Annotated in this window: 24 protein-coding genes; 11 read left to right on the top strand and 13 right to left on the bottom strand. The window is 60.5% G+C overall.

Annotated features, from left to right (window positions below; translation table 11 throughout):
* The gene (locus E2F50_RS20710) at positions 1 to 1,008 is read right to left on the bottom strand and encodes a GntR family transcriptional regulator (RefSeq protein ID WP_133318075.1); all 1,008 of its coding nucleotides are present in this window, start codon (positions 1,006 to 1,008) and stop codon (positions 1 to 3) included.
* Between the two features lie 116 nt (positions 1,009 to 1,124).
* Between E2F50_RS20710 and E2F50_RS20705 the strand changes: the two genes are divergently transcribed.
* The 10 genes from E2F50_RS20705 (at position 1,125) to E2F50_RS20660 (ending at position 12,424) form a co-directional block, all read left to right on the top strand.
* On the top strand, positions 1,125 to 2,189 hold the full coding sequence (locus tag E2F50_RS20705) for an Ldh family oxidoreductase (protein ID WP_161974288.1): 1,065 nt from the start codon (positions 1,125 to 1,127) through the stop codon (positions 2,187 to 2,189).
* Between the two features lie 125 nt (positions 2,190 to 2,314).
* Positions 2,315 to 3,028 (top strand): FadR/GntR family transcriptional regulator, encoded by a 714-nt coding sequence (locus E2F50_RS20700; protein WP_133318074.1) that lies wholly within the window; start codon positions 2,315 to 2,317, stop codon positions 3,026 to 3,028.
* Between the two features lie 59 nt (positions 3,029 to 3,087).
* Positions 3,088 to 4,062 carry a sialic acid TRAP transporter substrate-binding protein SiaP gene (locus E2F50_RS20695; RefSeq protein WP_133318073.1) on the top strand — a complete coding sequence of 325 codons (975 nt, stop codon included), beginning with the start codon at positions 3,088 to 3,090 and terminating at the stop codon, positions 4,060 to 4,062.
* Between the two features lie 63 nt (positions 4,063 to 4,125).
* Entirely contained in the window at positions 4,126 to 4,698 is a 573-nt protein-coding gene (locus tag E2F50_RS20690) for a TRAP transporter small permease (protein ID WP_133318072.1), read from the top strand.
* A 4-nt stretch (positions 4,699 to 4,702) separates the two neighbouring features.
* A complete protein-coding gene (locus E2F50_RS20685; protein ID WP_133318071.1) occupies positions 4,703 to 6,112 on the top strand; it encodes a TRAP transporter large permease in 1,410 nt (469 codons plus the stop codon).
* Positions 6,113 to 6,175: 63 nt separating this feature from the next.
* Complete coding sequence (locus E2F50_RS20680; protein WP_133318070.1) at positions 6,176 to 7,237, top strand: L-idonate 5-dehydrogenase; 1,062 nt, start codon at positions 6,176 to 6,178, stop codon at positions 7,235 to 7,237.
* Positions 7,238 to 7,241: 4 nt separating this feature from the next.
* Positions 7,242 to 8,441: a mannonate dehydratase gene (gene uxuA / locus E2F50_RS20675; RefSeq protein ID WP_133318069.1), complete on the top strand. Its 1,200-nt coding sequence runs from the start codon at positions 7,242 to 7,244 to the stop codon at positions 8,439 to 8,441.
* Complete coding sequence (locus tag E2F50_RS20670; RefSeq protein ID WP_133318068.1) at positions 8,438 to 9,886, top strand: mannitol dehydrogenase family protein; 1,449 nt, start codon at positions 8,438 to 8,440, stop codon at positions 9,884 to 9,886. Before uxuA ends, E2F50_RS20670 begins: the two co-directional genes overlap by 4 nt.
* Entirely contained in the window at positions 9,883 to 10,893 is a 1,011-nt protein-coding gene (locus tag E2F50_RS20665) for a zinc-binding alcohol dehydrogenase family protein (protein WP_133318067.1), read from the top strand. Before E2F50_RS20670 ends, E2F50_RS20665 begins: the two co-directional genes overlap by 4 nt.
* Position 10,894: 1 nt before the next feature.
* Entirely contained in the window at positions 10,895 to 12,424 is a 1,530-nt protein-coding gene (locus E2F50_RS20660) for a UxaA family hydrolase (RefSeq protein WP_133318066.1), read from the top strand.
* A gap of 44 nt (positions 12,425 to 12,468) precedes the next feature.
* Here the strand turns inward: E2F50_RS20660 and E2F50_RS20655 are convergent, their stop codons facing one another.
* From E2F50_RS20655 to E2F50_RS20615, 9 genes are all read right to left on the bottom strand, one after another.
* Positions 12,469 to 13,758 carry an L-fuconate dehydratase gene (locus E2F50_RS20655; RefSeq protein ID WP_133318065.1) on the bottom strand — a complete coding sequence of 430 codons (1,290 nt, stop codon included), beginning with the start codon at positions 13,756 to 13,758 and terminating at the stop codon, positions 12,469 to 12,471.
* 32 nt (positions 13,759 to 13,790) lie between these two features.
* Entirely contained in the window at positions 13,791 to 14,636 is an 846-nt protein-coding gene (locus E2F50_RS20650; protein ID WP_133318064.1) for a fumarylacetoacetate hydrolase family protein, read from the bottom strand.
* 31 nt (positions 14,637 to 14,667) lie between these two features.
* Complete coding sequence (locus tag E2F50_RS20645; protein WP_133318063.1) at positions 14,668 to 15,402, bottom strand: SDR family oxidoreductase; 735 nt, start codon at positions 15,400 to 15,402, stop codon at positions 14,668 to 14,670.
* Positions 15,403 to 15,416: 14 nt separating this feature from the next.
* Positions 15,417 to 15,746 carry an L-rhamnose mutarotase gene (locus tag E2F50_RS20640; protein WP_133318062.1) on the bottom strand — a complete coding sequence of 110 codons (330 nt, stop codon included), beginning with the start codon at positions 15,744 to 15,746 and terminating at the stop codon, positions 15,417 to 15,419.
* Between the two features lie 9 nt (positions 15,747 to 15,755).
* Positions 15,756 to 16,568, bottom strand: a complete 813-nt coding sequence (locus E2F50_RS20635; protein ID WP_133318061.1) for an amidohydrolase family protein — start codon at positions 16,566 to 16,568, stop codon at positions 15,756 to 15,758.
* Positions 16,569 to 16,572: 4 nt separating this feature from the next.
* On the bottom strand, positions 16,573 to 17,580 hold the full coding sequence (locus tag E2F50_RS20630) for an aldo/keto reductase (protein WP_133318060.1): 1,008 nt from the start codon (positions 17,578 to 17,580) through the stop codon (positions 16,573 to 16,575).
* A gap of 63 nt (positions 17,581 to 17,643) precedes the next feature.
* On the bottom strand, positions 17,644 to 18,588 hold the full coding sequence (locus tag E2F50_RS20625; RefSeq protein ID WP_133318059.1) for an ABC transporter substrate-binding protein: 945 nt from the start codon (positions 18,586 to 18,588) through the stop codon (positions 17,644 to 17,646).
* A 100-nt stretch (positions 18,589 to 18,688) separates the two neighbouring features.
* Positions 18,689 to 19,738, bottom strand: a complete 1,050-nt coding sequence (locus tag E2F50_RS20620; RefSeq protein WP_133318058.1) for an ABC transporter permease — start codon at positions 19,736 to 19,738, stop codon at positions 18,689 to 18,691.
* 4 nt (positions 19,739 to 19,742) lie between these two features.
* On the bottom strand, positions 19,743 to 21,290 hold the full coding sequence (locus tag E2F50_RS20615) for a sugar ABC transporter ATP-binding protein (protein WP_133318057.1): 1,548 nt from the start codon (positions 21,288 to 21,290) through the stop codon (positions 19,743 to 19,745).
* A gap of 167 nt (positions 21,291 to 21,457) precedes the next feature.
* Here E2F50_RS20615 and E2F50_RS20610 point away from each other — a divergent pair, with 167 nt between their 5' ends.
* On the top strand, positions 21,458 to 22,129 hold the full coding sequence (locus E2F50_RS20610) for a FadR/GntR family transcriptional regulator (protein ID WP_133318106.1): 672 nt from the start codon (positions 21,458 to 21,460) through the stop codon (positions 22,127 to 22,129).
* 17 nt (positions 22,130 to 22,146) lie between these two features.
* Here E2F50_RS20610 and E2F50_RS20605 read toward each other — a convergent pair whose 3' ends face one another.
* From E2F50_RS20605 to E2F50_RS20595, 3 genes are all read right to left on the bottom strand, one after another.
* On the bottom strand, positions 22,147 to 22,329 hold the full coding sequence (locus E2F50_RS20605; RefSeq protein ID WP_133318056.1) for a hypothetical protein: 183 nt from the start codon (positions 22,327 to 22,329) through the stop codon (positions 22,147 to 22,149).
* Between the two features lie 71 nt (positions 22,330 to 22,400).
* Entirely contained in the window at positions 22,401 to 22,682 is a 282-nt protein-coding gene (locus E2F50_RS20600; RefSeq protein WP_133318055.1) for a DUF2934 domain-containing protein, read from the bottom strand.
* 131 nt (positions 22,683 to 22,813) lie between these two features.
* Positions 22,814 to 23,689 carry an SMP-30/gluconolactonase/LRE family protein gene (locus E2F50_RS20595; protein ID WP_133318054.1) on the bottom strand — a complete coding sequence of 292 codons (876 nt, stop codon included), beginning with the start codon at positions 23,687 to 23,689 and terminating at the stop codon, positions 22,814 to 22,816.
* Positions 23,690 to 23,724: the final 35 nt, after the last annotated feature.

Genomic DNA, 23,724 nt, shown 5'->3' with positions numbered 1-23,724 from the left:
CTATGTTTGATCTGGCTTCGATGGGCTGGCTGGTTCGAGATAGGGCAGGTCGCGCGGCGACAGGGTGCTGGCCACGGAGTGGATCCGCATCATCGCTCGTTCGCGAGAAATCTTCAGGTGACGGATGAGCGCCGCCTTGGCAGCCCGGATGTTGCCTGCCGCCAGATGGTCGAGAACGTCCAAGTGCTCGGGAAGGAATGGTTCGGTTTCAAACAAGGCTGACGTTGCCTGGTAAAGAAAATGATGCGCGACAAGCAGGCCCTGCGGCAGGCTGAGTGCCTGCATAAGCGCTTCATTACCGCAATAACTGAGCAGCTCGACATGCAATTCCTGCTCTAGCGCGTCGAGCTTTTCCCCCGCTACGGTTCCGAATGCCGAATGAGCCGCCTGGACATTGGCGCTAAGCCGCGAGGCAAGTCCAGGTGGCAGCTGGGGGAATGCCTTTTCGAGAGCCAGGGGCTCCAAGACCCAGCGCAGTTCGTAAAGGTCGTCTATTCGCTTCGTCGTCAGAGCCGGAGCCTGCCAGCGGCCCTTCTCATCCTTTTGTACGATGCCGCGCTGCTGCAGCCTTGCCATCACTTCGCGCGCCACCGTGCGGCTGACATCATAAGCCTTGGCAAGCGCGACTTCGTTGATACGCCAACTGGTCAAGGACGTCCGTGACACAACCTCCAGTTCGATCTCGGGATAGATCAGCTCCCAGCTTGGAAGAAATTGAAGCCTTGCCGTGAACTGCTGATCCGCGCCGATCCGGTCAGACGTCGTGGCTTCGAAAGCGGGTCCACCAGAAAGCGCTAGGACTTCGTAGCCGCGCACCGCGGATTTGCGAACGAGGCCGCGACTTTCGAGCTCTGACAAGGCCAGGCGCGCGGGCGCACGGCTGATGCCGAAGCGGTTTGCAAGGCCGGATTCAGTTAGCCGGCTTCCAGATGTCAGATTTCCTGCGCTGATTTCCCCCGCCAAGACGTCAAAAGCTCGCCGATACAGTTTCGGAGAAATGTTCTGCACCTGTCTCTTCCTCGACTGTTTTCCGGCAGAAGTATCGGCCAAGGCATGGATTGCACCTCACGCAAATAATGTCTAGTGTGTGCATAAGACATTATTCACCTGAGGACATCGGCATAGTGCAGAACGAAACAAAATCGATTGTGCCGCTTGCCGAACTCGACCGCTTTTGCCGCGAGGTTTTCCTCGCCTGTGGAGCCGACCAGGCCACGGCCGATGCGGCGACGCGTGCGATGATGCACGGCACCCGCCACGGCGTCGACAGTCACGGCGTACGTCTGCTGGCGCATTATGTGACGGCCTTGTCGGGAGGGCGGATCAACAAAAAACCGAAGCTGACCAAAGCAGGCGGCTTTGGCGCGGTGGAAACACTGGACGCCGATAATGCGCACGGCGCTCTCGCGACCTATCACGCTATGGATCGGGCAATGGCGCTCGCACGGCAGTTCGGCATCGGCGCCGTTGCCATTCGCAACAGCTCGCATTTTGGACCGGCCGGCGCCTATGCGATGGAAGCCGCAAGGCAGGGCTTGATTGGCCTCGCCTTCTGTAATTCCGACAGCTTTGTGCGCTTGCACGGCGGTGCGTCACGGTTCCATGGCACCAATCCGATCTCCATGGCAGTTCCAGCCGCGGGACAAAACCCCTGGCTTCTTGACATGGCAACCAGTGCCGTTCCCTTCAACCGGGTCCTGCTTTACCGCAGCACCGGAACGCCGCTTCCCGAAGGAGTTGCCTCAGATGGAGTCGGTCGCGACACGCGCGATCCCGAAGCAGTCGAAATGCTGGCGCCTCTCGGCGGCGAGTTCGGGTTCAAGGGAGCGGGCTTGGCCGGTCTGGCGGAAATCTTCAGCGCCGTGCTGACAGGCATGCGGTTGAGCTTCGATATTGCTCCGATGATGGGGCCGGATTTTGCGTCCCCGCGCGGACTCGGTGCCTTTGTTTTGGCTATTTTGCCCGAAGCCTTCGGCGAGCGCCAGACATTCGAGGCGGGCATGACCCGGTATCTCGAAATTCTCAGGACTTCGCCGGCTCGAGAAGACTGCACGCTCATGGCGCCCGGTGACCGCGAATGGCAGGTGGCAGCAGAGCGAGAGGCTCATGGCGTTCACATCGATCCGGCGACCAGACAAGCCTTTGAGGTGCTTGCAGCGCAGTTCCATGTCGAATGGCCGCGGGACTAAGAAGGGTGTCTGACGTCCCTACTTTGAGTTCGGACAGAAAAATTGGGTGCGACTATTGACGAAAGGGAATTGGTAAGACAACCTGACAAGAGGCGCCTGGGAGGAACTGGCGCCGGGAGGATTTCATGTTTGTGGCTATGGAGCCGCGCCGCCTTTACAGGCAGGTCGCGGAACAGATCCGCATGCTCATCGATAGCGGCGAGCTTCCGGCAGGGGAGCGTCTGCCGGCCGAGCGTGAGTTGGCGGAACGTTTCGGGGTCTCGCGGCCGACCGTGCGCGAGGCGCTGATCGTCCTTGAGGTCGAGGGTCGTGTCCAGATACGCATGGGGTCGGGCGTCTATATCTCCGGCAAGTCCCGGCTGCCCACGGCCATTTTGCCGGACGAGGATAGCGACGGACCTTTTGAAATCCTGCAGGCGCGTTGCATTGTTGAAAGTGCCATTGCCGAAGAGGCCGCCCGCTGCGCGACGCCGGCGGGTGTGGCTCGGCTTGATGTCATTCTTGCTCAGATGGAAGCAGCCCTTACCATTCCGGCCCGGGCGCTTGCCTGCGACAGGGCCTTCCATACCGCAATCACAGACATTATCGGCAATAGCGCGCTGAACCGTTTCACCGGCCTGATCTATGACAGCCGCATCTCGCCTTATTTCGAGAAGTTGGCGAGCTATTTTGAAGGTCCGCATACATGGCGGCTGGCGCTGCAGGAGCACGAGGCAATCCGCGATGCCATCCGGGCCAAAGACCCCGCCGGCGCGCGCGAAGCCATGCGGCTGCACCTGACGCAGTCGCAAAGACGATTCTCTGAAAGCTTCGGGGAGGAGCCGGCGAGAGAAGACTGACCGCGTGTCGAGGGCTCGCGGACCTGAACACTCAATCTGACGTTATTCGGGAGGAATCAATGACATTCAGATGGAAACTACTTATCGGCGCAGCCGCCATAACAATGGCATCGGCATTGAGCGCGCAGGCACAGACCGTGCTCAAATGGGCGCATGTCTACGAGACATCGGAACCGTTCCACACGGAATCTGTGTGGGCGGCTGGCGAAATCGCCAAGCGCACCAACAACCGCTACAAGATCGACGTTTACCCGGCATCCCAGCTCGGCAAGGAAGCCGATATCAACCAGGGCCTCAAGCTCGGAACGGTTGATATGATCATCTCCGGCTCGAGTTTTGCGGCGCGCGACTACAAGCCGATCGGGGTGACCTATTTCCCGTACATCTTCCGCGACCCTGCCCATCTGCTTGCCTATACCAAGAGCGATGTCTTCAAGCGCCTGACCAAGGGCTATGAAGACAAGACAGGCAACATCATTACGGCGGTCAGCTATTACGGAACACGCCACACGACCTCCAACAAGCCGATCACCAAATGCGCCGATATGGCAGGCTTGAAGATGCGCGTGCCGGACGTGCCGGCTTATCTCGCCATGCCGCGTGCCTGTGGCGCCAATACAACGCCAATTGCCTTCGCTGAAGTCTATCTCGCGCTTCAGAACGGCACCGTCGATGCCCAGGAAAATCCTTTGACGACGATTGAGGCCAAGAAGTTCTATGAAGTTCAGAAGAACATCGTGCTGAGCGGCCATATCGTCGACCATCTCAACACTGTCGTCTCCAAGACCCGCTGGGCGAGCCTGTCGGAAGAAGATCGCAAGATCTTCAGGGAGGTCATGCTCGAAGCCGCCGCCCGCACGACGAAGATCATCGCGGATCGGGAAACCGCACTGGTCGAGGACTTCAAGAAGCGCGGCTTGAACGTGGTTGAAGTTGACAAGGCTGATTTTGAAAAGACGGTTCTGGAAAAGGTCGCCTTTGAGGATTTCGGTTATGAGAAGGCTGATTGGGAAGCCATTCGCGCCATCAAGTAAACTCGTCTCGGCGCGGTCATCCTGGCCGCGCCGCCCCAAACTTCAGATGGAATGCCAAGGCCGATGTCACAGGAAATCCATACCCCGGTCACGCCCGAAGAGCTGGCCCATACATTCGAAGAGGCCCCTGCAAAGGTGGATCTGAAGGTCTATGCGATTGAAGACTGGGTCACACTTGCGATCTTCTGGTTGATGACGGGCTGTGTCTTCCTGCAGTTCTTTACCCGCTACGTGCTCAACAATAGCTATGCCTGGACCGAAGAAATTGCCGTCAACTGCTTGATCGCCGTCGTGTTTCTGGGCGCTGCCATGTGCGTCCGCCAGTCGCGTCATATCCAGGTGGACGTACTTTATCATTATCTGCCGGCACGCGTGACGCGCATCATGGCGACTCTGGTCGATGTTATCCGCATCGCCTTCTTCGCCTACGGCTCCTGGCTGATGTGGCGCTACATGGAGATCGTCGAGGGCGAGGAGATGGTGACCGTGGCCCTGCCACGCAACATTGTCTTTTATTCGGTGCTTCTGGCCTTCGTGCTGATGTTGCTGCGCTCCATTCAAGTTTTCATCGCCAATATGCAGCGGGGGTATTCGGTGCTTGAGCGGCCCGAAGAATTCCAGAACGCCGAGGATTGATCTCATGCTGCTTCTGATCGGCTCCTTTCTGCTTTTGATGATCCTCGGCCTGCCGGTGGCAATTTCCATGGCCGTCTCTTCTGTCCTTTACATCGTCTTTTATGACGTCGCCCCTGACATCATCGCCGCGCAACGGCTGATTGCTGGCGTTGAGAGCTTTCCGCTTCTGGCGGTTCCGTTTTTCATCCTGGCTGGCAACCTGATGAACATCGCCGGTGTTACCGGTCGCATCTACTCTTTCGCCGTTGCTCTGGTCGGCTGGATGAAGGGCGGCCTGGCGCAGGTGAACATCATCGGTTCCGTCGTGTTTTCCGGCATGTCCGGTACGGCGCTTGCCGATGCGGCCGGCATAGGCACAATCGAGATCAAGGCGATGAAGGATCACGGCTATCCGGTCGAGGCGGCCGTCGGCGTCACAGCCGCTTCCGCAACGCTCGGCCCGATCTTTCCCCCTTCCCTCCCCTTTGTGATCTACGGGATGATGGCCAATGTCTCGATCGGCGCCCTGTTCATGGCAGGCGTGGTTCCCGGCGTGGTCATGACCTTGCTGATGATGGTGACGGTGACCGTATTCGCCTGGATCAAGGGCTGGGGCTCTGACACCCCCTTCAGCCTGCGCATGATTTTCGGCGCCTCGCTGGAAGTCCTGATCGTGATGATGGTGCCGCTCGGCATCTACCTCCTGACGCTTCTGGGACTGTCGCTCAACCTCGCCATCGGCATCGCCCTTGTCGTCCTCATCGCCTGCGACTGGTATTTCGACTTTTCGGCCGTCATGGCGCTGATGACGCCGGTCATCCTGATCGGCGGCATGACCATGGGCTGGTTCACGCCGACCGAAGCCGCCGTTGCCGCAGTGCTATGGTCCCTCTTTCTCGGGCTGGTACGCTATCGCACTATGACGCTTAAGGCCTTGGCAAAAGCCACGATGGACACGATCGAGACAACCGCGTCTGTCCTATTCATTGTCGCTGCCGCCTCCGTCTTCGCCTGGCTTTTGACCGTCAGTCAGACGGCGCAGCTGCTTTCGACAGCCATCCTGTCGATCACCGACAGCAAATGGGCCTTCCTTATTCTGGTCAACCTGCTGATGCTGTTCGTCGGCTGCTTCCTCGATACGATTGCCGCCATCACCATCCTCGTGCCGATCCTTTTGCCCCTGGTTCTGCAGTTCGACATCGATCCGGTGCATTTCGGTCTGATCATGACGCTGAACCTGATGATCGGGCTTCTGCATCCACCGCTTGGAATGGTGCTGTTCGTGCTTTCAAGAGTGGCAAAGCTCTCAGTCGAGCGAACGACCATGGCTATCCTGCCTTGGTTGGTGCCGCTGTTCATTGCGCTGATCCTGATCACCTTCATCCCGGCCATTACGCTTTGGCTGCCGACTGAAATGGGGCTGATCCGCCAGTAATACGGTAAGTACGTTGCGCGCGGGTCATTCCGCGCGTGCCTGAAACCAGTCTGGAACAACCTTATGCCAAACCACATCGTCCGCCTGCACGGCAAGCGCGATATCAGGATTGAAACCGAGGAGACTCCCGTGCCGGGTCCGGGCGAGGTCGTCCTGCAGATGGCGGTGGGCGGGATTTGCGGCTCCGACCTGCATTATTACCAGGATGGCGGCTTTGGCCCTGTTCGGGTTCGCGAGCCGATCGTGTCGGGCCATGAAGCCTCCGGCTTCGTTGCCGCGTGTGGCCAGGATGTAACCTTTCCACCGGTTGGCGCCCTGGTTGCAGTCAATCCATCGCAGCCTTGCGGAAAGTGCCGTTATTGCGAGATCGGTCAGCCGATTCACTGCCTGGACATGCGCTTCATGGGGAGCGCCATGCGGATGCCGCATGAGCAGGGCATGTTCCGCAACCTGCTGCTTGTTCCGGCACAGCAGTGCTTTCCTTTGGCCGAAGGAATATCCGCTGCCGAGGCGGCCTGTGCCGAGCCGCTCGCCGTCTGCCTGCATGCCGTGGCCCAGGCAGGTGAGCTCTCCGGGACCAGAGTTCTCGTCACCGGTGCGGGCCCGATCGGTCTTTTGACCATGGCAGCCGCTCGTCACGCCGGCGCCGCTGAGATTGTAGCTACCGACCTTGCCGATGCGGCGCTGAGCCGAGCGCCCGACATGGGTGCTACATCCACCGTCAACGTGGCGCGTGATGCGCAGCAGCTTGCGCGATATGAGGAAGGCAAGGGATATTTCGACGTGGTCTTCGATTGCTCGGCGGCAGCACCTGCGCTGCGTTCCGCTTTCGCGACAGTCAGGCCGCGCGGCACGATCGTGCAGGTGGGCGTGACAGGTGACGTCGCCTTCCCGCTGAACCTACTGGTTGGGAAGGAGGTCGTCTGGCGCGGATCGCAGCGCTTTGATCAGGAATTTGCTCAAGCAGTAGATCTGATTTCGAGCCGCACGATCGGCGTGCGGCCGATCATTTCCCATTCATTCCCGCTCGAAAAGGCGCTCGAAGCCTTCGAACAGGCAGGCGACCGATCATCAGCCTGCAAGGTGCAGATCGAGCTCGGCGCGCAAGCAGAATTTCTGGAGTAGTAGCATGAGACATACATGGCGATGGTTCGGACCGGTCGACAAGGTGACGGTACGCGATGCGGCCCAGGCCGGTGCCGAGGGCATCGTCAGCGCTCTGCATCATATTGCCACCGGCTCGGTCTGGCCCGTCGACGAAATCCGAAAGCGTCAGGACGAAATCAAGGCCGGCGGCCTTTTCTGGGACGTGGTGGAAAGCGTGCCGGTCTCTGAAGAGATCAAGACCAAGACAGGCGACTGGCGCCAACATATCGCCGCCTGGCAGGAGACGCTGCGCCGTCTAGCCGCTACTGGCATCCGCACCGTGTGCTATAACTTCATGCCCGTGCTCGACTGGACCCGTACTGATCTGCGTTGGGAAACACGCCACGGCGCCAGGGCCATGCGGTTCGATCTGGCTGAATTCATCGCTTTCGATATCCATATCCTGAGGCGCCCTGGCGCCGAGGCAGACTATCCCGAGAGCCTGCGGGACGACGCGGCCAGGCGTTTCGCCGAAATGTCGGACGAGAAGATTTCAAGCCTTGGACGCAATATCGGTGCGGGCCTGCCGGGATCTGCAGACGGCTATACGCTCGACCAGCTTCTGGAAAAACTGCGCTCCTACCAAGGCATCGACCGGCAAAGGCTGCAGTCCAACCTGATCGATTTCCTGTCGCAGGTCGTGCCGGTCGCGGAAGAAGTCGGCATCAATATCTGCGCCCATGGCGACGACCCGCCCTGGCCGTTGCTCGGCCTGCCGCGGATATTGTCGACGGAGGCGGACTACGTCCATATGCTGAGCCAGGTTGACGCCAAGGCCAACGGCGTGACGCTCTGCACTGGCTCGCTTGGCGCTCGAGCAGATAACGACCTGCCTAAGATCGCCGAACGTTTCGCCGATCGCATCCACTTCGTCCACCTGCGCAACGTTACCCGTGACGCCGATACGCTTCCCTGCTCCTTCGTCGAGGATGAACATCTCGAGGGCGGCACGGACATGATCGCGGTGCTTGCAACTCTTTTGCGCGAGGAAAAACGACGCCGCGACGAGGGCCGCGAGGATCACCGTATTCCGATGCGTCCAGACCATGGCCAGGAAATCCTCGACGACCTGACGCGCGGTGCTCAGCCGGGCTATCCGGCAATCGGTCGCCTGAAGGGACTTGCCGAACTGCGTGGCATAGAACGCGCCCTGCTACACCCACAATACGGGTTGAACTCATGAACAATGCCACTCTTTCATCCCGAACAACGCTGCCGGCCGCGGTGGCCGGGCCGCAATATGATCGCAGCGCGTTGACCCCGGGCATTGTCCATTTCGGGCTGGGCGCTTTCCACCGCGCTCATCAGGCCGTTTACACCCAGCGTGCATTGCAAGCGGAATTCGGTCCATGGGGTATAGTCGCCGTCAACCTGCGCTCGCCCGAGCCGGTCGAGGCTCTGGCGGCGCAGGACGGCCTTTATTCGGTCATTGTGGGGGAACCGGAGCGGGAAACCGCAGAGGTCATCGGCGCCACCATAGACCAGATTTGTGCCGCCCAGCAGCGCGACCGGGTGCTCGCCTATCTGGCAAGCGATCAAATTCAGATCGTGACACTGACTGTTTCTGAAAAGGCCTATGGTCTTGATCCCGTCACCGGCGGTCTTGACATGGCCCATCCGGCGGTCGCCGCCGATTTGCAGAACCCGCAATCCCCTGTAGGCGTGCTCGGCTTCCTCGTTGAAGGCCTCGCGTTGCGCCAGGCCCTGGGCGTGCCCCCTTTTACCGTGCTCTGCTGTGACAATCTTCCCGCCAATGGCCGGATTGTTCGCCGGCTGGTGCTGGCAATGGCTGAAAGGCGGGATCCGGAACTTGCCCGCTGGATTGCCGATAAGGGCGCCTTCCCCTGCAGCATGGTGGACCGCATCGTGCCGGCCGCGACCGAAAGGACACGGGCGCGCGCGGCAGCCCTCCTTGGGGTCGAGGATAGGCTGGCCATCGAAACCGAACCCTTCCTGCAATGGGTGATTGAGGACGACTTCGTTTCCGGTCGTCCGGCCTGGGAAGCTGTCGGCGCGATTTTCGCGCGGGAAGTCGAACCCTATGAGAAGATGAAGCTTCGGCTGCTCAACGGTTCCCACACGCTGATCGCACATCTGGGCATTCTGCACGATCTGGAATATGTCCGCGACGTCATGGCAGTGGCAGAACTTGCAGCGGCGGCCGAAAATCACATGCAGACGGCTGTCCAAACGCTCGACCCGGTGCCCGGCCTCGATTTGGCAGATTACATGCCGCAGTTGATGCTGCGGTTTGCCAATCCGCGGATTGCCCATAGAAATGTCCAGATTGCAATGGATAGCACCCAGAAGCTGCCGCAACGGATTCTGGCGCCGGCTGTGGAAACGCTTGCAGCCGGTGGTGACGCCGCCGCCTTCGCAAAGGTCGTGGCAGTGTGGTTGGCGGCACTTCATAAGCGCAGGGACTGCGACGATCCGCGGCGTGACGAGCTGCTGCATGCGGTCACGGACATCGACGGATCAGATCCGTCAGCTGCCTTTTTCCGCTTGCCCGGCCTGTTTCCGCCCGAACTGGTGGCGGCGCGGGATTGGCGTTATCTCGTCAACGCTGAACTGAGGCATTGGCTATCCAGAAGTGGCGCTTCGCCCAGCCACAGGAGACTTTCATGAAGGCGCTTGTTTGCAACGAGCCAGGCCGGCTTACTATGGTCTCGCAACCTGATCCCGTCCGTGGCGAAGGCGAGGTTCTGGTGCGGATCCGCCATGTCGGGATCTGTGGTACCGATTTTCATATCTTTGCCGGCAAACATCCCTTCCTTGAATACCCCCGCGTCATGGGCCATGAACTGTCCGGGACAGTCGACGAGGCGCCGGACGACAGCCGTCTGAAGAAGGGCGAGCCCGTCTATATAGTGCCCTATCTCTCCTGCGGAACCTGCCAAGCCTGCCGCAAGGGGCTGACCAATGCCTGTCGCAACATCCGCGTTCTTGGCGTCCATTGCGACGGTGGCATGGCCGAGTGCGTCTCGGTGCCGGAGAGCAACGTCGTGCCGACGGGCAACATTCCGCTTGAAGACGCGTCGATGATCGAGTTTCTGGCGATCGGCGCCCATGGCGTCAAGCGCGGTAACATCGCCGCTGAGGATCGCGTATTGATCACCGGCTCCGGGCCGATCGGCATGTCGGCGATCATCTTCGCCAAAGCACGCGGCGCTCATGTGACGGTGATGGACACGCGCGAGGACCGTCTGGCCTTCGCAGTCGACCGGCTCGGCGCCGACGCGACCATCTTCGCTGATGGCTCGGCCGAGACGGAAGCATCCCGGCAAACGGGAGACGAATGGTATGACGTTGTGGTGGATGCGACCGGCAATGCCGCACCTATGCAGCGCGGTTTCAACTTCCTGGCCCATGGCGCTCGCTACGTGCTCTTGTCGGTCGTGCGTCAGGATATCACCTTCTCCGACCCTGAATTCCATAAGCGCGAAGCGACGCTGATCGCCAGCCGCAACGCGCAAGCCGATGATTTCGCCGAAGTGGTGCGCCAGATCGAAGCGGGCCGCGTGCCAACCCGCGCGCTGAACACCCATCGCGGTCGCCTGGAAGATGGTGTCGAACTGTTTTCGCAATGGTCCAGACCGGATGCCGGTGTGATCAAGGCGATCCTGGAGATATGAGATGACGCCCCTCAAGAAGACGCTTCGCCTGAACGTGCAGGACAATGTCGTGGTGGCGATTGCCGATCTGCCCACCGGAACCCCTGTCGAAGGAGATATCGTCACCGTTGCCCGCGTGCCGCGCAGCCACAAGGTCGCCAGCCGGGTGATCGCCAAGGGCGAGCCGATCCGCAAGTTCGGCCAAGTGATCGGCTTTGCCTCGACCGACATCCTACCGGGCGAGTGGGTGCACGAAAAGAATGTCACCATGGGTGAGGATTTCGAGCGCGACTATGCCTTTGCTGCCGAAGCGACGCCCTTCGAAGGCCTGCGGCAAGGCGAGGTGCCGGCCTTTTTTGACGGCTTCCGCCGCGCCGACGGCCGCGCCGGCACCCGCAACTATATCGGCATCCTGTCTTCGGTGAACTGTTCCGCCACCGTCGTCGACTATGTCGCCGACGAGATCAACCGCTCCGGCATTCTCGACGACTATCCGGGCATTGATGGCGTCGTGCCGCTGCCGCATGGCCAAGGCTGCGGCATGGCCGGCAGGGGCGAGGCCTTCGACGTGCTGTCGCGCACCCAATGGGGCTATGCCAGCCATCCGAACTTTGCCGCGACTCTGTTGGTCGGCCTCGGCTGCGAAGTCTTCCAGATTCCGCGCATGAAGGACACCTACAGAATAGCCGAGGGCGACCATTTCCAGTCGCTGACGATCCAGGAGATTGGCGGCACCCGCAAGGCGGTCGAGGCCGGCGTCGCCCGCATCAAGGAAATGCTGCCTTTCGTCGCCCGCTCCATCCGCGAACCCATTCCAGCGTCCGAACTGACGCTTGCGCTGCAATGTGGCGGCTCGGACGGGTATTCGGGGCTGACGGCCAACCCGGCGCTCGGCGTCGCATCCGACATGCTGGTGCGCCATGGCGGCACTGCCATCCTCTCTGAGACGCCGGAAATCTACGGCGCCGAACACCTGCTGACCCGCCGGGCCGAAAGCGTCGAGATCGGCCAGAAGATCGTCGATCTCATTCATTGGTGGGAGGAATACACGATCCGCAACGGCGGCGAGATGAACAACAATCCCTCGCCCGGCAACAAGGCCGGTGGGCTGACGACGATCCTCGAAAAGTCGCTCGGCGCCGTCGCCAAGGGTGGCAATTCTACGCTCCGCGGCGTCTACAAGTATGCCGAGCGCATCGACCGCAAGGGCTTCGTTTATATGGATACGCCCGGTTACGACCCGGTGGCCGCCACCGGCCAGGTCGCCGGCGGAGCCAACGTGCTCTGCTTCACGACCGGCCGTGGTTCGGCCTATGGCTGCAAGCCGGTGCCGTCGATCAAGCTCGCTACCAATAGCGAACTTTATGCCCGGATGACCGACGACATGGACATCAACTGCGGCGACATCATCGATGGCGTGACGCTGGAGGAAAAGGGCCGCGAGATCTTCGAGACAGTCCTCGCCGTCGCCTCCGGCCAGCCATCGAAGTCCGAAGCACTCGGCTATGGCCGCAACGAATTCGTGCCCTGGCAGATCGGCGCGGTGATGTAGAACCAAGAGAAAGGGCGCGGATATCACGCCCATTGTTGAAGGCTTCAAGCGGCCTGCTTCTGTCCATGCGTATAGGCGGCAATGGACTCCGGCTTCATCTCGATCGAGAAGCCCGGGAGGGACGGCGGCATATACGCCGCATCTATGATCACGCAGGGTTCGATGAAGTGCTCGTGCAGATGGTCGACATATTCGATCACGCGGCCCTCCTTGGTGCCGGACACCGCAATGTAGTCGATCATCGACAGGTGCTGCACATATTCGCAGAGGCCGACGCCGCCCGCATGCGGCCAGACGGGTTTGCCGTATTTCGCGGCGATCAGCAGCACCGCCAGAACCTCGTTCAGCCCGCCCATGCGGCAGGAGTCGATCTGCACGATGTCGATCGCACCTTCGGCGATGAACTGCTTGAACATGATGCGGTTCTGGCACATCTCCCCGGTCGCGACCTTCACGGGTGCAATGGCCTCGCGGATTTTACGATGGCCGGCGACGTCGTCCGGGCTCGTCGGCTCCTCAATGAAGAACGGCTTGGCAAAGGACAGCTGCTTGACCCAGTTGATGGCCTGCCCGACTTCCCAGACCTGATTGGCATCGATCATCAGGTAACGGTCGGGGCCGATCACCTCACGGGCGATGGTCAGCCGGCGGATATCGTCCTCGAGATCGCGGCCGACCTTCATCTTGATATGGTTGAAGCCGGCATCGACCGCCTCCTGGGCCAACCGCCGCAGCTTGTCGTCGGCATAGCCGAGCCAGCCGGCCGACGTCGTATAGCATGCATATCCCTCTTTTTCGAGGATCTCGATACGCCTTGCCTTGCCGGGTTCCGCCTTTTTCAGGATTTCGACCGCTTCGTCCCGCGTCAAGGCGTCAGTGAGATAACGGTAATCGACGATATCGGCGATCTCCTCCGGCGACATAGTGGAGACCAGCTTCCAGACGGGCATGCCCGCCTCCTTGCCCATCGCGTCCCAGACTGCATTGACGACGGCGCCGGTGGCTAGATGCATGGCGCCCTTGTCTGGCCCGATCCAGCGCAGCTGGCTGTCGCCAGTCAGGTGCCGCCAGAAGCGGCCTGGTGCAGCACGGACCTCGGAAAGATCCGCGCCGACCACGAGATGCCGCATGGCTTCGATCGCTATGCAGCAGATGTCGTTTCCCCGGCCGATCGTGAAGGTCAAACCGTGGCCGGCAATCCCTTCCCGATCAGTTTCCAGGATCACATAGGCCGCCGAATAATCCGGATCGGGATTCATGGCATCCGAACCGTCAAGGCTTGCCGAAGTCGGGAAGCGCAGGTCGAAAACACGAAGATTGGTGATGCGGGTCATGGGCGGCCTTTCGGGGCAATGTGATCGATGGATCAGACGTCGGCGACGAAGGTCTGCTTTTGCGTACCGAGTCCTTCGATGCCGAGCTCGACGACATCGCCAGTCTTGAGGTAGCGTGGCGGCTTCATGCCCATGCCGACGCCGGGAGGCGTGCCGGTGGAAATCACGTCGCCCGGATGCAGGGACATGAACTGCGACAGATAGGAGACGAGGAAGGCGACGCCGTAGACCATGGTTTTCGACGAGCCGTTCTGTACCGTCTCGCCGTTGACCTTCAGCCACATGGAAAGGTTTTGCGGATCGGCGACTTCGTCCTTGGTGACCAGCCAGGGGCCGATCGGGCCGAACGTGTCGCAGGACTTGCCCTTGGTCCACTGACCCGAACGCTCCGTCTGGAAGGCGCGCTCCGAAACGTCGTGGGAGACGCAATACCCGGCTACATAATCCAAAGCATCCGCCTCGGACACGTATTTGGCCGTCTTGCCGATGACGAAGCCGAGCTCAACTTCCCAATCGGTCTTTTCCGAGCCGCGCGGAATGACGACATCGTCGTCCGGGCCGACGATGGCAGACGTCGCCTTCATGAAGATCACCGGTTCAGGCGGAACGGTGGCGCCGGTTTCGGCGGCATGGTCGGAATAGTTGAGGCCGATGCAGATGAACTTGCCGGTGCCGGCGACGCAGGCGCCAAGGCGCGGCGAGCCTTCGACAACAGGCAGCGTCGAGACATCGATGGCGGCAAGCTTCGCTAAGGCATCCGGGGCGAGTGCCGCGCCGGAAAGATCCGGGATGTGTCCGGACAGATCGCGGATCTTGCCATCCGAATCGAGAAGACCGGGCTTTTCAGCGCCGACGGCACCGTAACGGAGGAATTTCATGTCTTTGTCCTTTCAAGAGTAATGAAATGGCTCAGATCGACCAGCCGCCGTCGATACCATAGGCCTGGCCCGTGGTATAAGTCGCGCCTGCGAGGTAGACGGCAAGGTCGGCAATTTCTTGCGGCGCACCGAGCCGGCCCATGGGCTGCCGGGCGATGAAAGCGGCGCGTGCCTCGTCGTAATTGCCCTGCGCGCGCATGCGGCTCTCCAGGGACGGACTTTCGACCGTGCCGGGGCAGATGGCATTGCAGCGGATCCCCTGAGCGACATAGTCGGCGGCGACCGATTTGGTCAGTCCGATGACCGCCGCCTTGGTGACGCCGTAGGCGCAGCGGTTCGGAACGCCCTTGGCGCTGGAAGCGATCGAAGCCATATTGATGATCGCCCCATCTCCGCGCTCCAGCATGCCCGGCAGCACCGCCCGGATGGTACGCACCATGGCACGCACATTGAGATCGAAGGCGAAGTCGAGATCTGCATCGGGCATTTCGAGCACCGTGCCTCCATGCACCATGCCGGCGCAGTTGAACAAGACGTCGACGCGGCCGACCTTCTCGAAGAAGGCTGAAACGGCGGCATTGTCGAGCACGTCGAGCCGCGACGTGTCGATGCTCGCTTCGCCCGACAGCGCCTGTAGCCCCGCCTCGTTGACATCGGTCGCCCAAACCCTGGCGCCCGCCGCGGCAAAGGCGAGCGCGCTCGCCCTGCCGATCCCTTGAGCGGCTGCGGTCACTACGACCACCTTGCCCTGCAATTGTCCTGTCATGTCCCTTGATCCTTTCAATCCAGGTGGAAGACCTCTTCCATCATCGCCCACCATTCACCGTCCTTGCGTGTCTCGAAAGGCTTCTGGCAGGGAATGCAGAAGGACCACCATTCCTGATTACGTTCGTCTGCGGCCATCTTTGCCATGTCGGCGGAAAAGTCTGTGCCGTGATATTCCCAGTAGCCAAAGAGAAGGTTCTCCGGCTCCTTGAGGAAGATCGAATAATTTTGGATGTTGCAACGGGAGATCAGGTCGAGGATCTCCGGCCAGACGGCCCGGTGCAGCTCCTTGTAGGTGTCCAGCTTGTCCGGCTGCACGCCGATCACCATGCCCATTCTCTGCATGCCTTCTCCTCAAAGACGATAGAAGCGGCGGGCATTGCCGCCAAAAACGTTGGCGTGGTCGGCCTCGGGCACAATCGCTCGGCACTGGGCGATCCATCCGGCATAGTCGCCGGCGAGATCGAGGACCGGCCAATCGCTGCCCCAGACGGTTCGCTCAGGCCCGAACAGTTCGAGGATCGTCTCCGCATAGGGCCGGACAGCCTGCGGCTTCTGGTCGCCCTTTTCGGTCAGCAGGCCGGACAGCTTGCACCAGACGTTGTCGAGTGCCGCAAGGCGCTGCATGGGCGCCCGCCATTCCGAATATAGGCCTTCCGCAATCACCGGCTTGGCGCCGTGGTCGACGACGATGGACAGATCAGGATAACGGCGTGCAAAGATTTCCAACGATCCTAAATGTCGAGGAAGGACGAGTGCATCGAAGACGAGGCTGTTTGCCTGCATCGCTTCGATAGCCGGATCCAGGGCTGGATCGGTGATCCAGTCGTCATCCGAGATATCCTGAAGCATCGGCCTCAGCCCTTTGAGCTTCGGTGCGCGCGCCAGTCGGGCAATCACAGAAGGCGCATCGGCCGCTTTCAGATCGACCCAGCCGACGACGCCGAGGATGAAATCTGTGTGCTCCGCCAGATCCAGCATGAAGCGGGTATCCTCGACGCTCGGCAGCGACTGAACCAGCACCGTCCCCTCGACGCCCGCATCCTTGAACTGCGGCGCAAGATCCGGCGGCAGGAAATCGCGGTGGATAGCGGCAAGCTCCGGTGGCGGCCAGCCGCCCTGCCGGTCCTTCAGCAGCCAGAAATGCTGGTGGGCGTCGATCATCATGACCTCAAACGCTCCCGACCGGCGCATCGGCCGAGATCACGCCTTTTTCCTTCAGCCGGGTCCAGAACGAAGCGGCGATTTCCTGCTCGAACCAGGCGATATTGGCGGCCAATTGCTCACCGTTGCGTGCGCCCGAGACGACCGTTACCACGGCCGGATGCAGGAGCGGGAAGACCAGGGCTGCCGCCTGCATAGTGACACCCTCCGTCTCGCACGCCGTTTCAACCACCTCAACGCCGGCGAGTATATCGGCGGGCGCATCGGCATAGTTGAATTTGCGATTGCCGGCGAGAATACCGGAATTGAACGCCCCCGCGACGACGATGCCGACACCTTCGCGTTGGCAGCGATCGAGCAGCGCGAGGCTTTCCTGTTCCAGCAGCGTATAGCGACCGGCGAGCATGGCCACGTCGATGTCGAATACATCCATCGCATCCGACACCGCCTGCCATTCATTGACGCCGAGACCGACAGCCTTGACGAGCCCGGCATCGCGCAGCTCACCGAGGGCACGGAAACCACCGCCCGTCGTCAACTGGCTCCAATAGTGGTCGTGACGATCGCCATGCGTCATCCTGCCGATATCGTGGACATAGAGAATGTCGGGCGAGAACACGCCGATCCGCTGGCGGCTTGCGTCGAAGGAGCGCATCACCCCATCATAGCTGTAATCGTAGGCCGGGCGGAACGGCAGGGGCGCCACATAGGCGTCCTCTTCAGGGCCGACGGTATTGTCGGGGACCATGATCCGACCGACCTTGGTGCTGACGACATAGTCCTCGCGCAGCTTGTCGGTCAGCATGGTTCCAAGACGGCGCTCGGCTCTGGTATAGCCATAGAGAGGCGCGGTATCGAAATAGCGGATGCCTGCCTCCCAGGCGGTATCGAAGGCGTTGAGCGACTCCGCATAGCTGGTCAGCCGGTAAAGATTGCCCATCTGGGCGCAGCCGAGCCCCATCACCGTGAACGACACGTCGCGATTGCGAAGCCTGCGCCTGTCCGTAACTTTCATGAAACCTGCAATCCTATTTCGCGGGGGGACTGCGCGCGGAGATTTCCGCGCGCAGAGACACGATCAGTAGAGAACGTTCTTTGCTTCCGGCTTGTCGATATTGTCCTTGCTGACCACGACGACGCCGGTGTCGATGACCTTGTCGACCTTTTCCTTGTTGAGGATTTTCAGGAGCGTATCGATTCCCTTCTCGCCCATCTGGTAGGAGCCCTGGACGACGGTTGCATTGAGCGTGCCGTCTTTCACGAATTCCTGCAGGTCCTGATTGCCGTCGAAGCCAATGGCTGCGACCTTGCCCGCCTTGCCGGCCTGCTTGATGGCACGGCCCATGCCGATTGCTGTCGGCTCGTTGGCGCCAAAAATGCCGACTAGGTCGCTGTTGGCGGCCAGCACGTCGGTGGTCTGGTTCAAGGCCGTCGCCATCTGCGACTGCGAATAGAAGGGGCCGACGATCTGCAGCTTGGAATTTGCCTTGATATAGTCGTTGAAGCCGCCGACACGACCAATTTCCGAGCCAGCACCCGCAACATAGGACATGACCGCGATCTTGCCTGTCGTGCCGACCTTGTCGATCAGCGCCTTGGCGGCGAGTTCGCCGGCCTTCTTGTTGTCGGTGGCAAGGAAGGCCTGGTAATATTTCTCGGCGCTCGGTGCGAGCTGCGAGTCGATGATGACCACGGGAATGCGAGCTTCCCAAGCCTTTTTGACAGCAGGAACCAGAGCGTCCGGATCGGAGGGTGCAAGCAGGATGCCGGCGACCTTCCGGTTCACCGCGTTCTCCACCATGTTGACCTCGTCGGCGATGGCGGATTCGGCGGCCGGACCCTGGAAGGTCATGGTGTGTCCGGCTTTCGAGGTGCCGATCGCAGCCTCGGCACCCTTCTGGACATTCTGCCAAAATGTCGAGTTGACGGTCTTGACGATCACGGCAATCTCCGCCGCCGAGACACCTGTTGCTCCGGCGAGAGCAATGGCCGAAGCCATCAAGGCCAATGTTAGTTTGCGCATATCTTTCCTCCTCGATACATGCGGCCCTGCCGGGGCCGATACGGGGGAAGGCTCCTCCCCTTCCCGTGTCTTCTTGCCGATGCCGTAGTGCCGGCTCCTCTCACCGGCGGTTGCGCAGTTGATCGATCCAGACGGTGACCAGAATGACGAGCCCGATGATGATCTGCTGGGTGAAGGCCGAGACGCCGTTCATGTTCAGCCCATTGCGCAGGATGCCGATGACGAAGGCGCCGATCGCCGTTCCCGAAATCGTGCCGACGCCGCCGATCAGCGAGGTGCCGCCGATGACGGCGCTGGCGATCGCATCGAGTTCGTAGGCGACGCCTTCATTCGGCTGCGCCGTTACCAGTCGTGACATCAACACGCAGCCGGTCAGCCCGGCGAGGGTTCCGGAAACAACGTAGGTGAATATCGTGACCCGAGCGACGTTGACCCCGGAAAGCCTTGCCGCGTCCACGTTCGAGCCGATGGCATAAATATAGCGGCCGAGCACCGTGCGGTTGAGCACGAAGGCGGCAACGAGCGCGATGGCGATCATCAGCACCACAGGATAAGGAATGCCGGGGAAAGCAACCACGGGAAAGCCCTGCTCATCCAGCGATTCAAACCGAAACAAGGAGCCGTTGCCAAGCTCGCCAAAGGCTTCCCCAAGTCCTGAAACGGCGCGGGCACCAGTAATCTGCAGAGCGACACCGCGGGCAATCAGCATCATGCCCAAAGTAGCAATGAAAGGCGGAAGCCGCAGTTGCGTGACCACGAAGCCGTTGATCAGGCCACAGATCGAGCCGGTCAGAATGCCGAGCAGCATGGCGATCCAGATCGGCATGGAAAGCTCCTTGACGGCCAGAGCCGCCACCACACCCGCCAGCGCTAGGACTGAGCCGACGGAAAGGTCGATCCCGCCGGTAATAATCACATAAGTGGCACCTATGCCCAGAAGCGCGATCGAGGTCACCTGCAAGGCGATCGTCATTCCGTTATTAACCGTCAGGAAGGCGCTGCTGGTGGTGGAAAACACCGCTGCAAGTACGATCAGGCTGCCGAGCGCTGCAAATTTCTGGATGATATCCTTCTGGCGGTCACTGAGCCGGCGCCCCTGGACCGGCTGCTGAGCAGGCTGCGACGGTTTTCCGCTGGTGATCTCGGCCATATGCTTATTCCTGTTCGCCGCGTCGGCCGCTGCCAGATGCGTAATGCATGATCTCTTCCTGTGAGGTTTCGCGGGTCACCAAAGTGGCAGTGATGCGGCCGTTGTGAAACACTGCGACCCTGTCCGAAAGTCCCAGAACCTCAGGCAGTTCTGAGCTGATGAGCACGATGCCAATGCCTTGGGCGGCGAGCTCGTCCATGACCTGGTAGATCGCAAATTTGGCGCCGACATCAATGCCGCGGGTCGGCTCGTCGAAGAACATGATACGCGGCTGGCGAAACAGCCATTTGCCGATGATGATCTTCTGCTGGTTGCCGCCCGACAAGAGCCTTACCGGCTGGTTCAGGCTCGGGGTTCTGATGTTCAGAAGATCCACATAGCGCTGGCTTGCAGACCGCTGACGCTGGCGATCGATGATCCCAAGCGAACTGCTGACCGCGCCCATATTGGCCATGACCATATTGACGTCGACCGGCATTTTGACAGCCAGACCCTGCGACTTACGGTCCTCGGACAGATAAGCAATCCCCGCATCGATCGCGGCCCGGGGATTGGCGATCGAGATCGTTTCTCCGGCCAGCGTGATCGTGCCGGCGTCATAGGGATCGGCTCCAAATATCGCGCGTGCCACCTCGGTCCGCCCAGCTCCCATCAAGCCAGCGAAGCCCAAGATTTCACCACGCCGGATTTCAAAGGAAATGTCGGAAAACACGCCGCTCTTGGTGAGGCCGGAAACAGCGAAGATCACCTCACTGCCGGGTTGGCGGGTCGGCTCCGGAAACTTGTCCTCCAGCGAGCGGCCGACCATTCGGGAGACTATGTCGTCGACCGTCACATCGGCGAAATCGTTGGTGGAAATGTAGCGCCCGTCACGCAGCACAGTCACACGATCCACGATCTCTGCCAGCTCGTCCAGCCGGTGGGAAATGTAGATGATGCCGGTGCCGGCTGCCTTGAGGTCTCGAATGACCCGAAACAGTAACTGGGCTTCCTGCTCCGTCAGCGACGAGGTCGGCTCGTCCATAATGAGCACAGAGGCATCAAGCGACAAGGCCTTGGCAATCTCAACCATCTGGCACTGAGCGACGGAAAGAGTACGGACCTGGCGTGATGGATCAATAGAGACGCCCAACCTGTCCAAGCAGCGTCCGGCATCCTCCAGGAGCCTGCGGCGATCGACGAGAAAGCCCCAGCGCGGTTCGCGTGCCAGATAAATGTTTTCGGCCACCGACAGATGCGGAACGAGGTTCAGCTCCTGGTGAATGATGGCAATGCCGGCTGCTTCCGATTGCAAGGTCGAAGCAAAGCGGGCAGGCTGACCATTATGGAAGATGGTGCCGCCATCTGGCTGGTAGACGCCGCTGATAATCTTCATCAGCGTCGATTTGCCCGCGCCGTTTTCGCCGCAGACGGCATGAACCTCGCCAGCGCGCAGGTCGAAATTCACATTGGACAGCGCTTTGACCCCGGGAAACTCTTTCGAGACATCCTCAAGCTTCAGCAGTGTCCGCCCAAGATCGGCCTTGGGGACAGTCAGCGGCGTTCCTCCCATCGCGATCTCCTCCTCGCGTGAAGACCTTCCGGTCCTCATGCGCCTAACTATGACCGCTCTCGGATATTGGTCAAGCCAATTCTGAGCAAAATAACTGGAGGAGCTCTTCCTTGGCACGTTACCATGCCATAAAGATCATTTGTGCTGCAACTGGCCTGACCAACGCAATGTCCGAACCGAGACGCCTCTATCAACAGATTGCCGACCAGGTTCGATCACTGGTCTTAAGAGGCCAGTATCCGCCAGGGGCGCGATTACCGGCGGAACGTGAGCTTGCCCAGCAGCTCGGCGTTTCCAGACCCTCCTTGCGTGAGGCTCTGATTGCGCTTGAAATCGAGGGTGCGATCGAGATCCGCATGGGTTCCGGGATTTACGTGCTCTCCTCGAGCAAGCCTATTTCTTCAGGTCGGTCTCTGGGCGAAAGCCCGACCGAATTGATGCAGGCACGCGCGCTCATCGAAAGTGCGCTGATCGTCCAGGCGACAGCGGCGATGAAGGAGGATACGATAGAGCTTCTTCAGCAGATCCTTTCCACCATGCGGGCGGAAATAGCCGCTGGCCGAAAGCCGATGGAGCAGGACCGGCAATTCCATCTTGCGATTGCGCAACAGGCCGGCAATGCGGTTCTGGCAGAAATCGTTGCCAACCTTTTTGATGAAAGGCACAGCCCGATGTCGGAGCGCATTCGCGGTCGTTTCGAGACGCCGGAAAGCTGGGTCATTGCACTTCACGAACACGAAGCTGTCGTACTCGCACTCGAAGCGCGCGACCCCTTGGCTGCTCAGGCCGCGATGCATTCCCACCTGACGGCCTCGGGTCGGCGCTGGCTGGAAGGCTAACAGGCCAACTTCGCGCGTCAATTCTCTGGCTTTTCGTCCTTGCTACGGTCGGCCAAGAGTTTCTCGGCCATCGCCTTGAAAGTCTTTTCATCCACCTCAACGGGCGGTCCGCTATCGTCGGGAATACCGGCTGCGGTCTGGCCAATCGCGGCATCTTTGGCGCGATCGTTAAGACCATCTGTAAGCTTTTCACGTGACATGATTCATCTCCTGAAATAGCCAGACGCCTCGTTTCTCATAGGGCGCCGATCGATTTGGCGATGCAGCGCCTTCAGTTAGGTCCCGTTACGCCTCGGCCTGCTTTTTCAACCGAGCCTAAGCTGTCGGCACCGGCAGCCGGTTCGCCGCCTGGCGACATGCCGCCGGGCTGCAAGCTGCTGGCGATCCCGGATGCACCGCCCGGCTGGCCGCCGCCGTCGGCAAAGGTCTCTGCATCAATTTCGTTGCTGGCCTGCTGCCAATGGCGCTCGTCGTTGCCCTCTGCTCTTCCCTCATCCTCCCAGATCTGGTGAGCACGCGCACGTATGCGCTCTTCCCGGCTTCCCTGAACCATTACCCTTCCTCCAAGTCATGTGGGCTTCATCGCAAACCGCACAGGCGATGTTTCGCTAACTGGCAAGCTGGGACAGGGTTCCGCGCCCTTGCTTCAGATTTAAGGCAGCGTGTGCACTGAGGCGAGCTGTCTTAGACCAGCTTCAGACCGTCGTTCAGCTGTCCCGGGACATCCATCTCCGTCGTGAATATCTGCCCCGAAAAGGGAAACTCGTTGCGCTGTTGAGGATCAAGCCCATCATAGGCGGTGGTAATGAAGAGGGTCCGGTGGTCGTCTCCACCGAAGGTGCAACTGGTCACGTTAGGAACCGGTAGCTCGATCCTGTCGATCATCTCGCCCCGAGGGGAGAAAACCGCAACTGCCGATCCGCCGTAGAGGGCCGCGAAGACCCGACCTTGCGAATCCACGCACAGACCATCGGGACTGGCGTTATCCAGGCTGACGAAAACTCGTTTTCCGGACAGGCCGCCTGTGGGAAGGTCGTAGTCATATTGCCAGATCGTGCTGCGGCTCGTGTCGGCGTGATACATGATCTTCCCATCCGGGCTCCATCCTTTGCCGTTCGCATTCACATAGCCGCCCTCCACTTCCTGCAGGCGCCCGTTCTCCAGACGATAAAGGGCTGCGGTCGCAGAGGGATCGTCGGCCGTGCAGATCGTTCCCACCCATAGGCGTCCCCGTGGATCACACTGACCATCGTTGAGGCGATGTTCGTGCGGCAGGTCCAGCAAGGCAACCGGTTCCGCCCTGCTCTCGCCGCTTCGCTCCATCTGGTACAAGCCATCTTGCAGCCCGGCTATTACACGGTTTTCTCCGTAGGGAAATGCGAAGCTGACGCTGCTGGGGGTCGCTAGCGAGACATGTTGCCTCTGGCCAAGGTCATAGGTGTGGATGCGTTGGCCGAGGATATCGACCCAGAGAAGCGTGCCGCTGGCGCGGTCCCAGAATGCGCCTTCGCTAAGTTGCGATAACGGCAGGGTGTCATCCAGAAGATCTACTGCGCGCATGGGGGGAGGCTCCGATCAAGACGTGGGAAGGATGC

It is taken from the genome of Rhizobium deserti (assembly GCF_004358025.1).
Classification (GTDB): Bacteria; Pseudomonadota; Alphaproteobacteria; order Rhizobiales; family Rhizobiaceae; genus Neorhizobium; species Neorhizobium deserti.
This window is presented reverse-complemented; position numbering and strand designations above follow the sequence as displayed.

Excerpts from the sequence above, each read along its gene's own strand:
- E2F50_RS20595 (WP_133318054.1), bottom strand. The coding sequence starts at position 23,689 with ATGCGCGCAGTAGATCTTCTGGATGACACCCTGCCGTTATCGCAACTT.
- uxuA (WP_133318069.1), top strand. The coding sequence starts at position 7,242 with ATGAGACATACATGGCGATGGTTCGGACCGGTCGACAAGGTGACGGTA.
- E2F50_RS20645 (WP_133318063.1), bottom strand. The coding sequence starts at position 15,402 with ATGACAGGACAATTGCAGGGCAAGGTGGTCGTAGTGACCGCAGCCGCT.
- E2F50_RS20665 (WP_133318067.1), top strand. The coding sequence starts at position 9,883 with ATGAAGGCGCTTGTTTGCAACGAGCCAGGCCGGCTTACTATGGTCTCG.
- E2F50_RS20600 (WP_133318055.1), bottom strand. The coding sequence starts at position 22,682 with ATGGTTCAGGGAAGCCGGGAAGAGCGCATACGTGCGCGTGCTCACCAG.
- E2F50_RS20670 (WP_133318068.1), top strand. The coding sequence starts at position 8,438 with ATGAACAATGCCACTCTTTCATCCCGAACAACGCTGCCGGCCGCGGTG.
- E2F50_RS20610 (WP_133318106.1), top strand. The coding sequence starts at position 21,458 with ATGTCCGAACCGAGACGCCTCTATCAACAGATTGCCGACCAGGTTCGA.
- E2F50_RS20640 (WP_133318062.1), bottom strand. The coding sequence starts at position 15,746 with ATGCAGAGAATGGGCATGGTGATCGGCGTGCAGCCGGACAAGCTGGAC.
- E2F50_RS20635 (WP_133318061.1), bottom strand. The coding sequence starts at position 16,568 with ATGATGATCGACGCCCACCAGCATTTCTGGCTGCTGAAGGACCGGCAG.
- E2F50_RS20685 (WP_133318071.1), top strand. The coding sequence starts at position 4,703 with ATGCTGCTTCTGATCGGCTCCTTTCTGCTTTTGATGATCCTCGGCCTG.
- E2F50_RS20605 (WP_133318056.1), bottom strand. The coding sequence starts at position 22,329 with ATGTCACGTGAAAAGCTTACAGATGGTCTTAACGATCGCGCCAAAGAT.
- E2F50_RS20655 (WP_133318065.1), bottom strand. The coding sequence starts at position 13,758 with ATGACCCGCATCACCAATCTTCGTGTTTTCGACCTGCGCTTCCCGACT.
- E2F50_RS20680 (WP_133318070.1), top strand. The coding sequence starts at position 6,176 with ATGCCAAACCACATCGTCCGCCTGCACGGCAAGCGCGATATCAGGATT.
- E2F50_RS20615 (WP_133318057.1), bottom strand. The coding sequence starts at position 21,290 with ATGGGAGGAACGCCGCTGACTGTCCCCAAGGCCGATCTTGGGCGGACA.
- E2F50_RS20620 (WP_133318058.1), bottom strand. The coding sequence starts at position 19,738 with ATGGCCGAGATCACCAGCGGAAAACCGTCGCAGCCTGCTCAGCAGCCG.
- E2F50_RS20625 (WP_133318059.1), bottom strand. The coding sequence starts at position 18,588 with ATGCGCAAACTAACATTGGCCTTGATGGCTTCGGCCATTGCTCTCGCC.
- E2F50_RS20650 (WP_133318064.1), bottom strand. The coding sequence starts at position 14,636 with ATGAAATTCCTCCGTTACGGTGCCGTCGGCGCTGAAAAGCCCGGTCTT.
- E2F50_RS20660 (WP_133318066.1), top strand. The coding sequence starts at position 10,895 with ATGACGCCCCTCAAGAAGACGCTTCGCCTGAACGTGCAGGACAATGTC.
- E2F50_RS20630 (WP_133318060.1), bottom strand. The coding sequence starts at position 17,580 with ATGAAAGTTACGGACAGGCGCAGGCTTCGCAATCGCGACGTGTCGTTC.
- E2F50_RS20700 (WP_133318074.1), top strand. The coding sequence starts at position 2,315 with ATGTTTGTGGCTATGGAGCCGCGCCGCCTTTACAGGCAGGTCGCGGAA.
- E2F50_RS20690 (WP_133318072.1), top strand. The coding sequence starts at position 4,126 with ATGTCACAGGAAATCCATACCCCGGTCACGCCCGAAGAGCTGGCCCAT.
- E2F50_RS20695 (WP_133318073.1), top strand. The coding sequence starts at position 3,088 with ATGACATTCAGATGGAAACTACTTATCGGCGCAGCCGCCATAACAATG.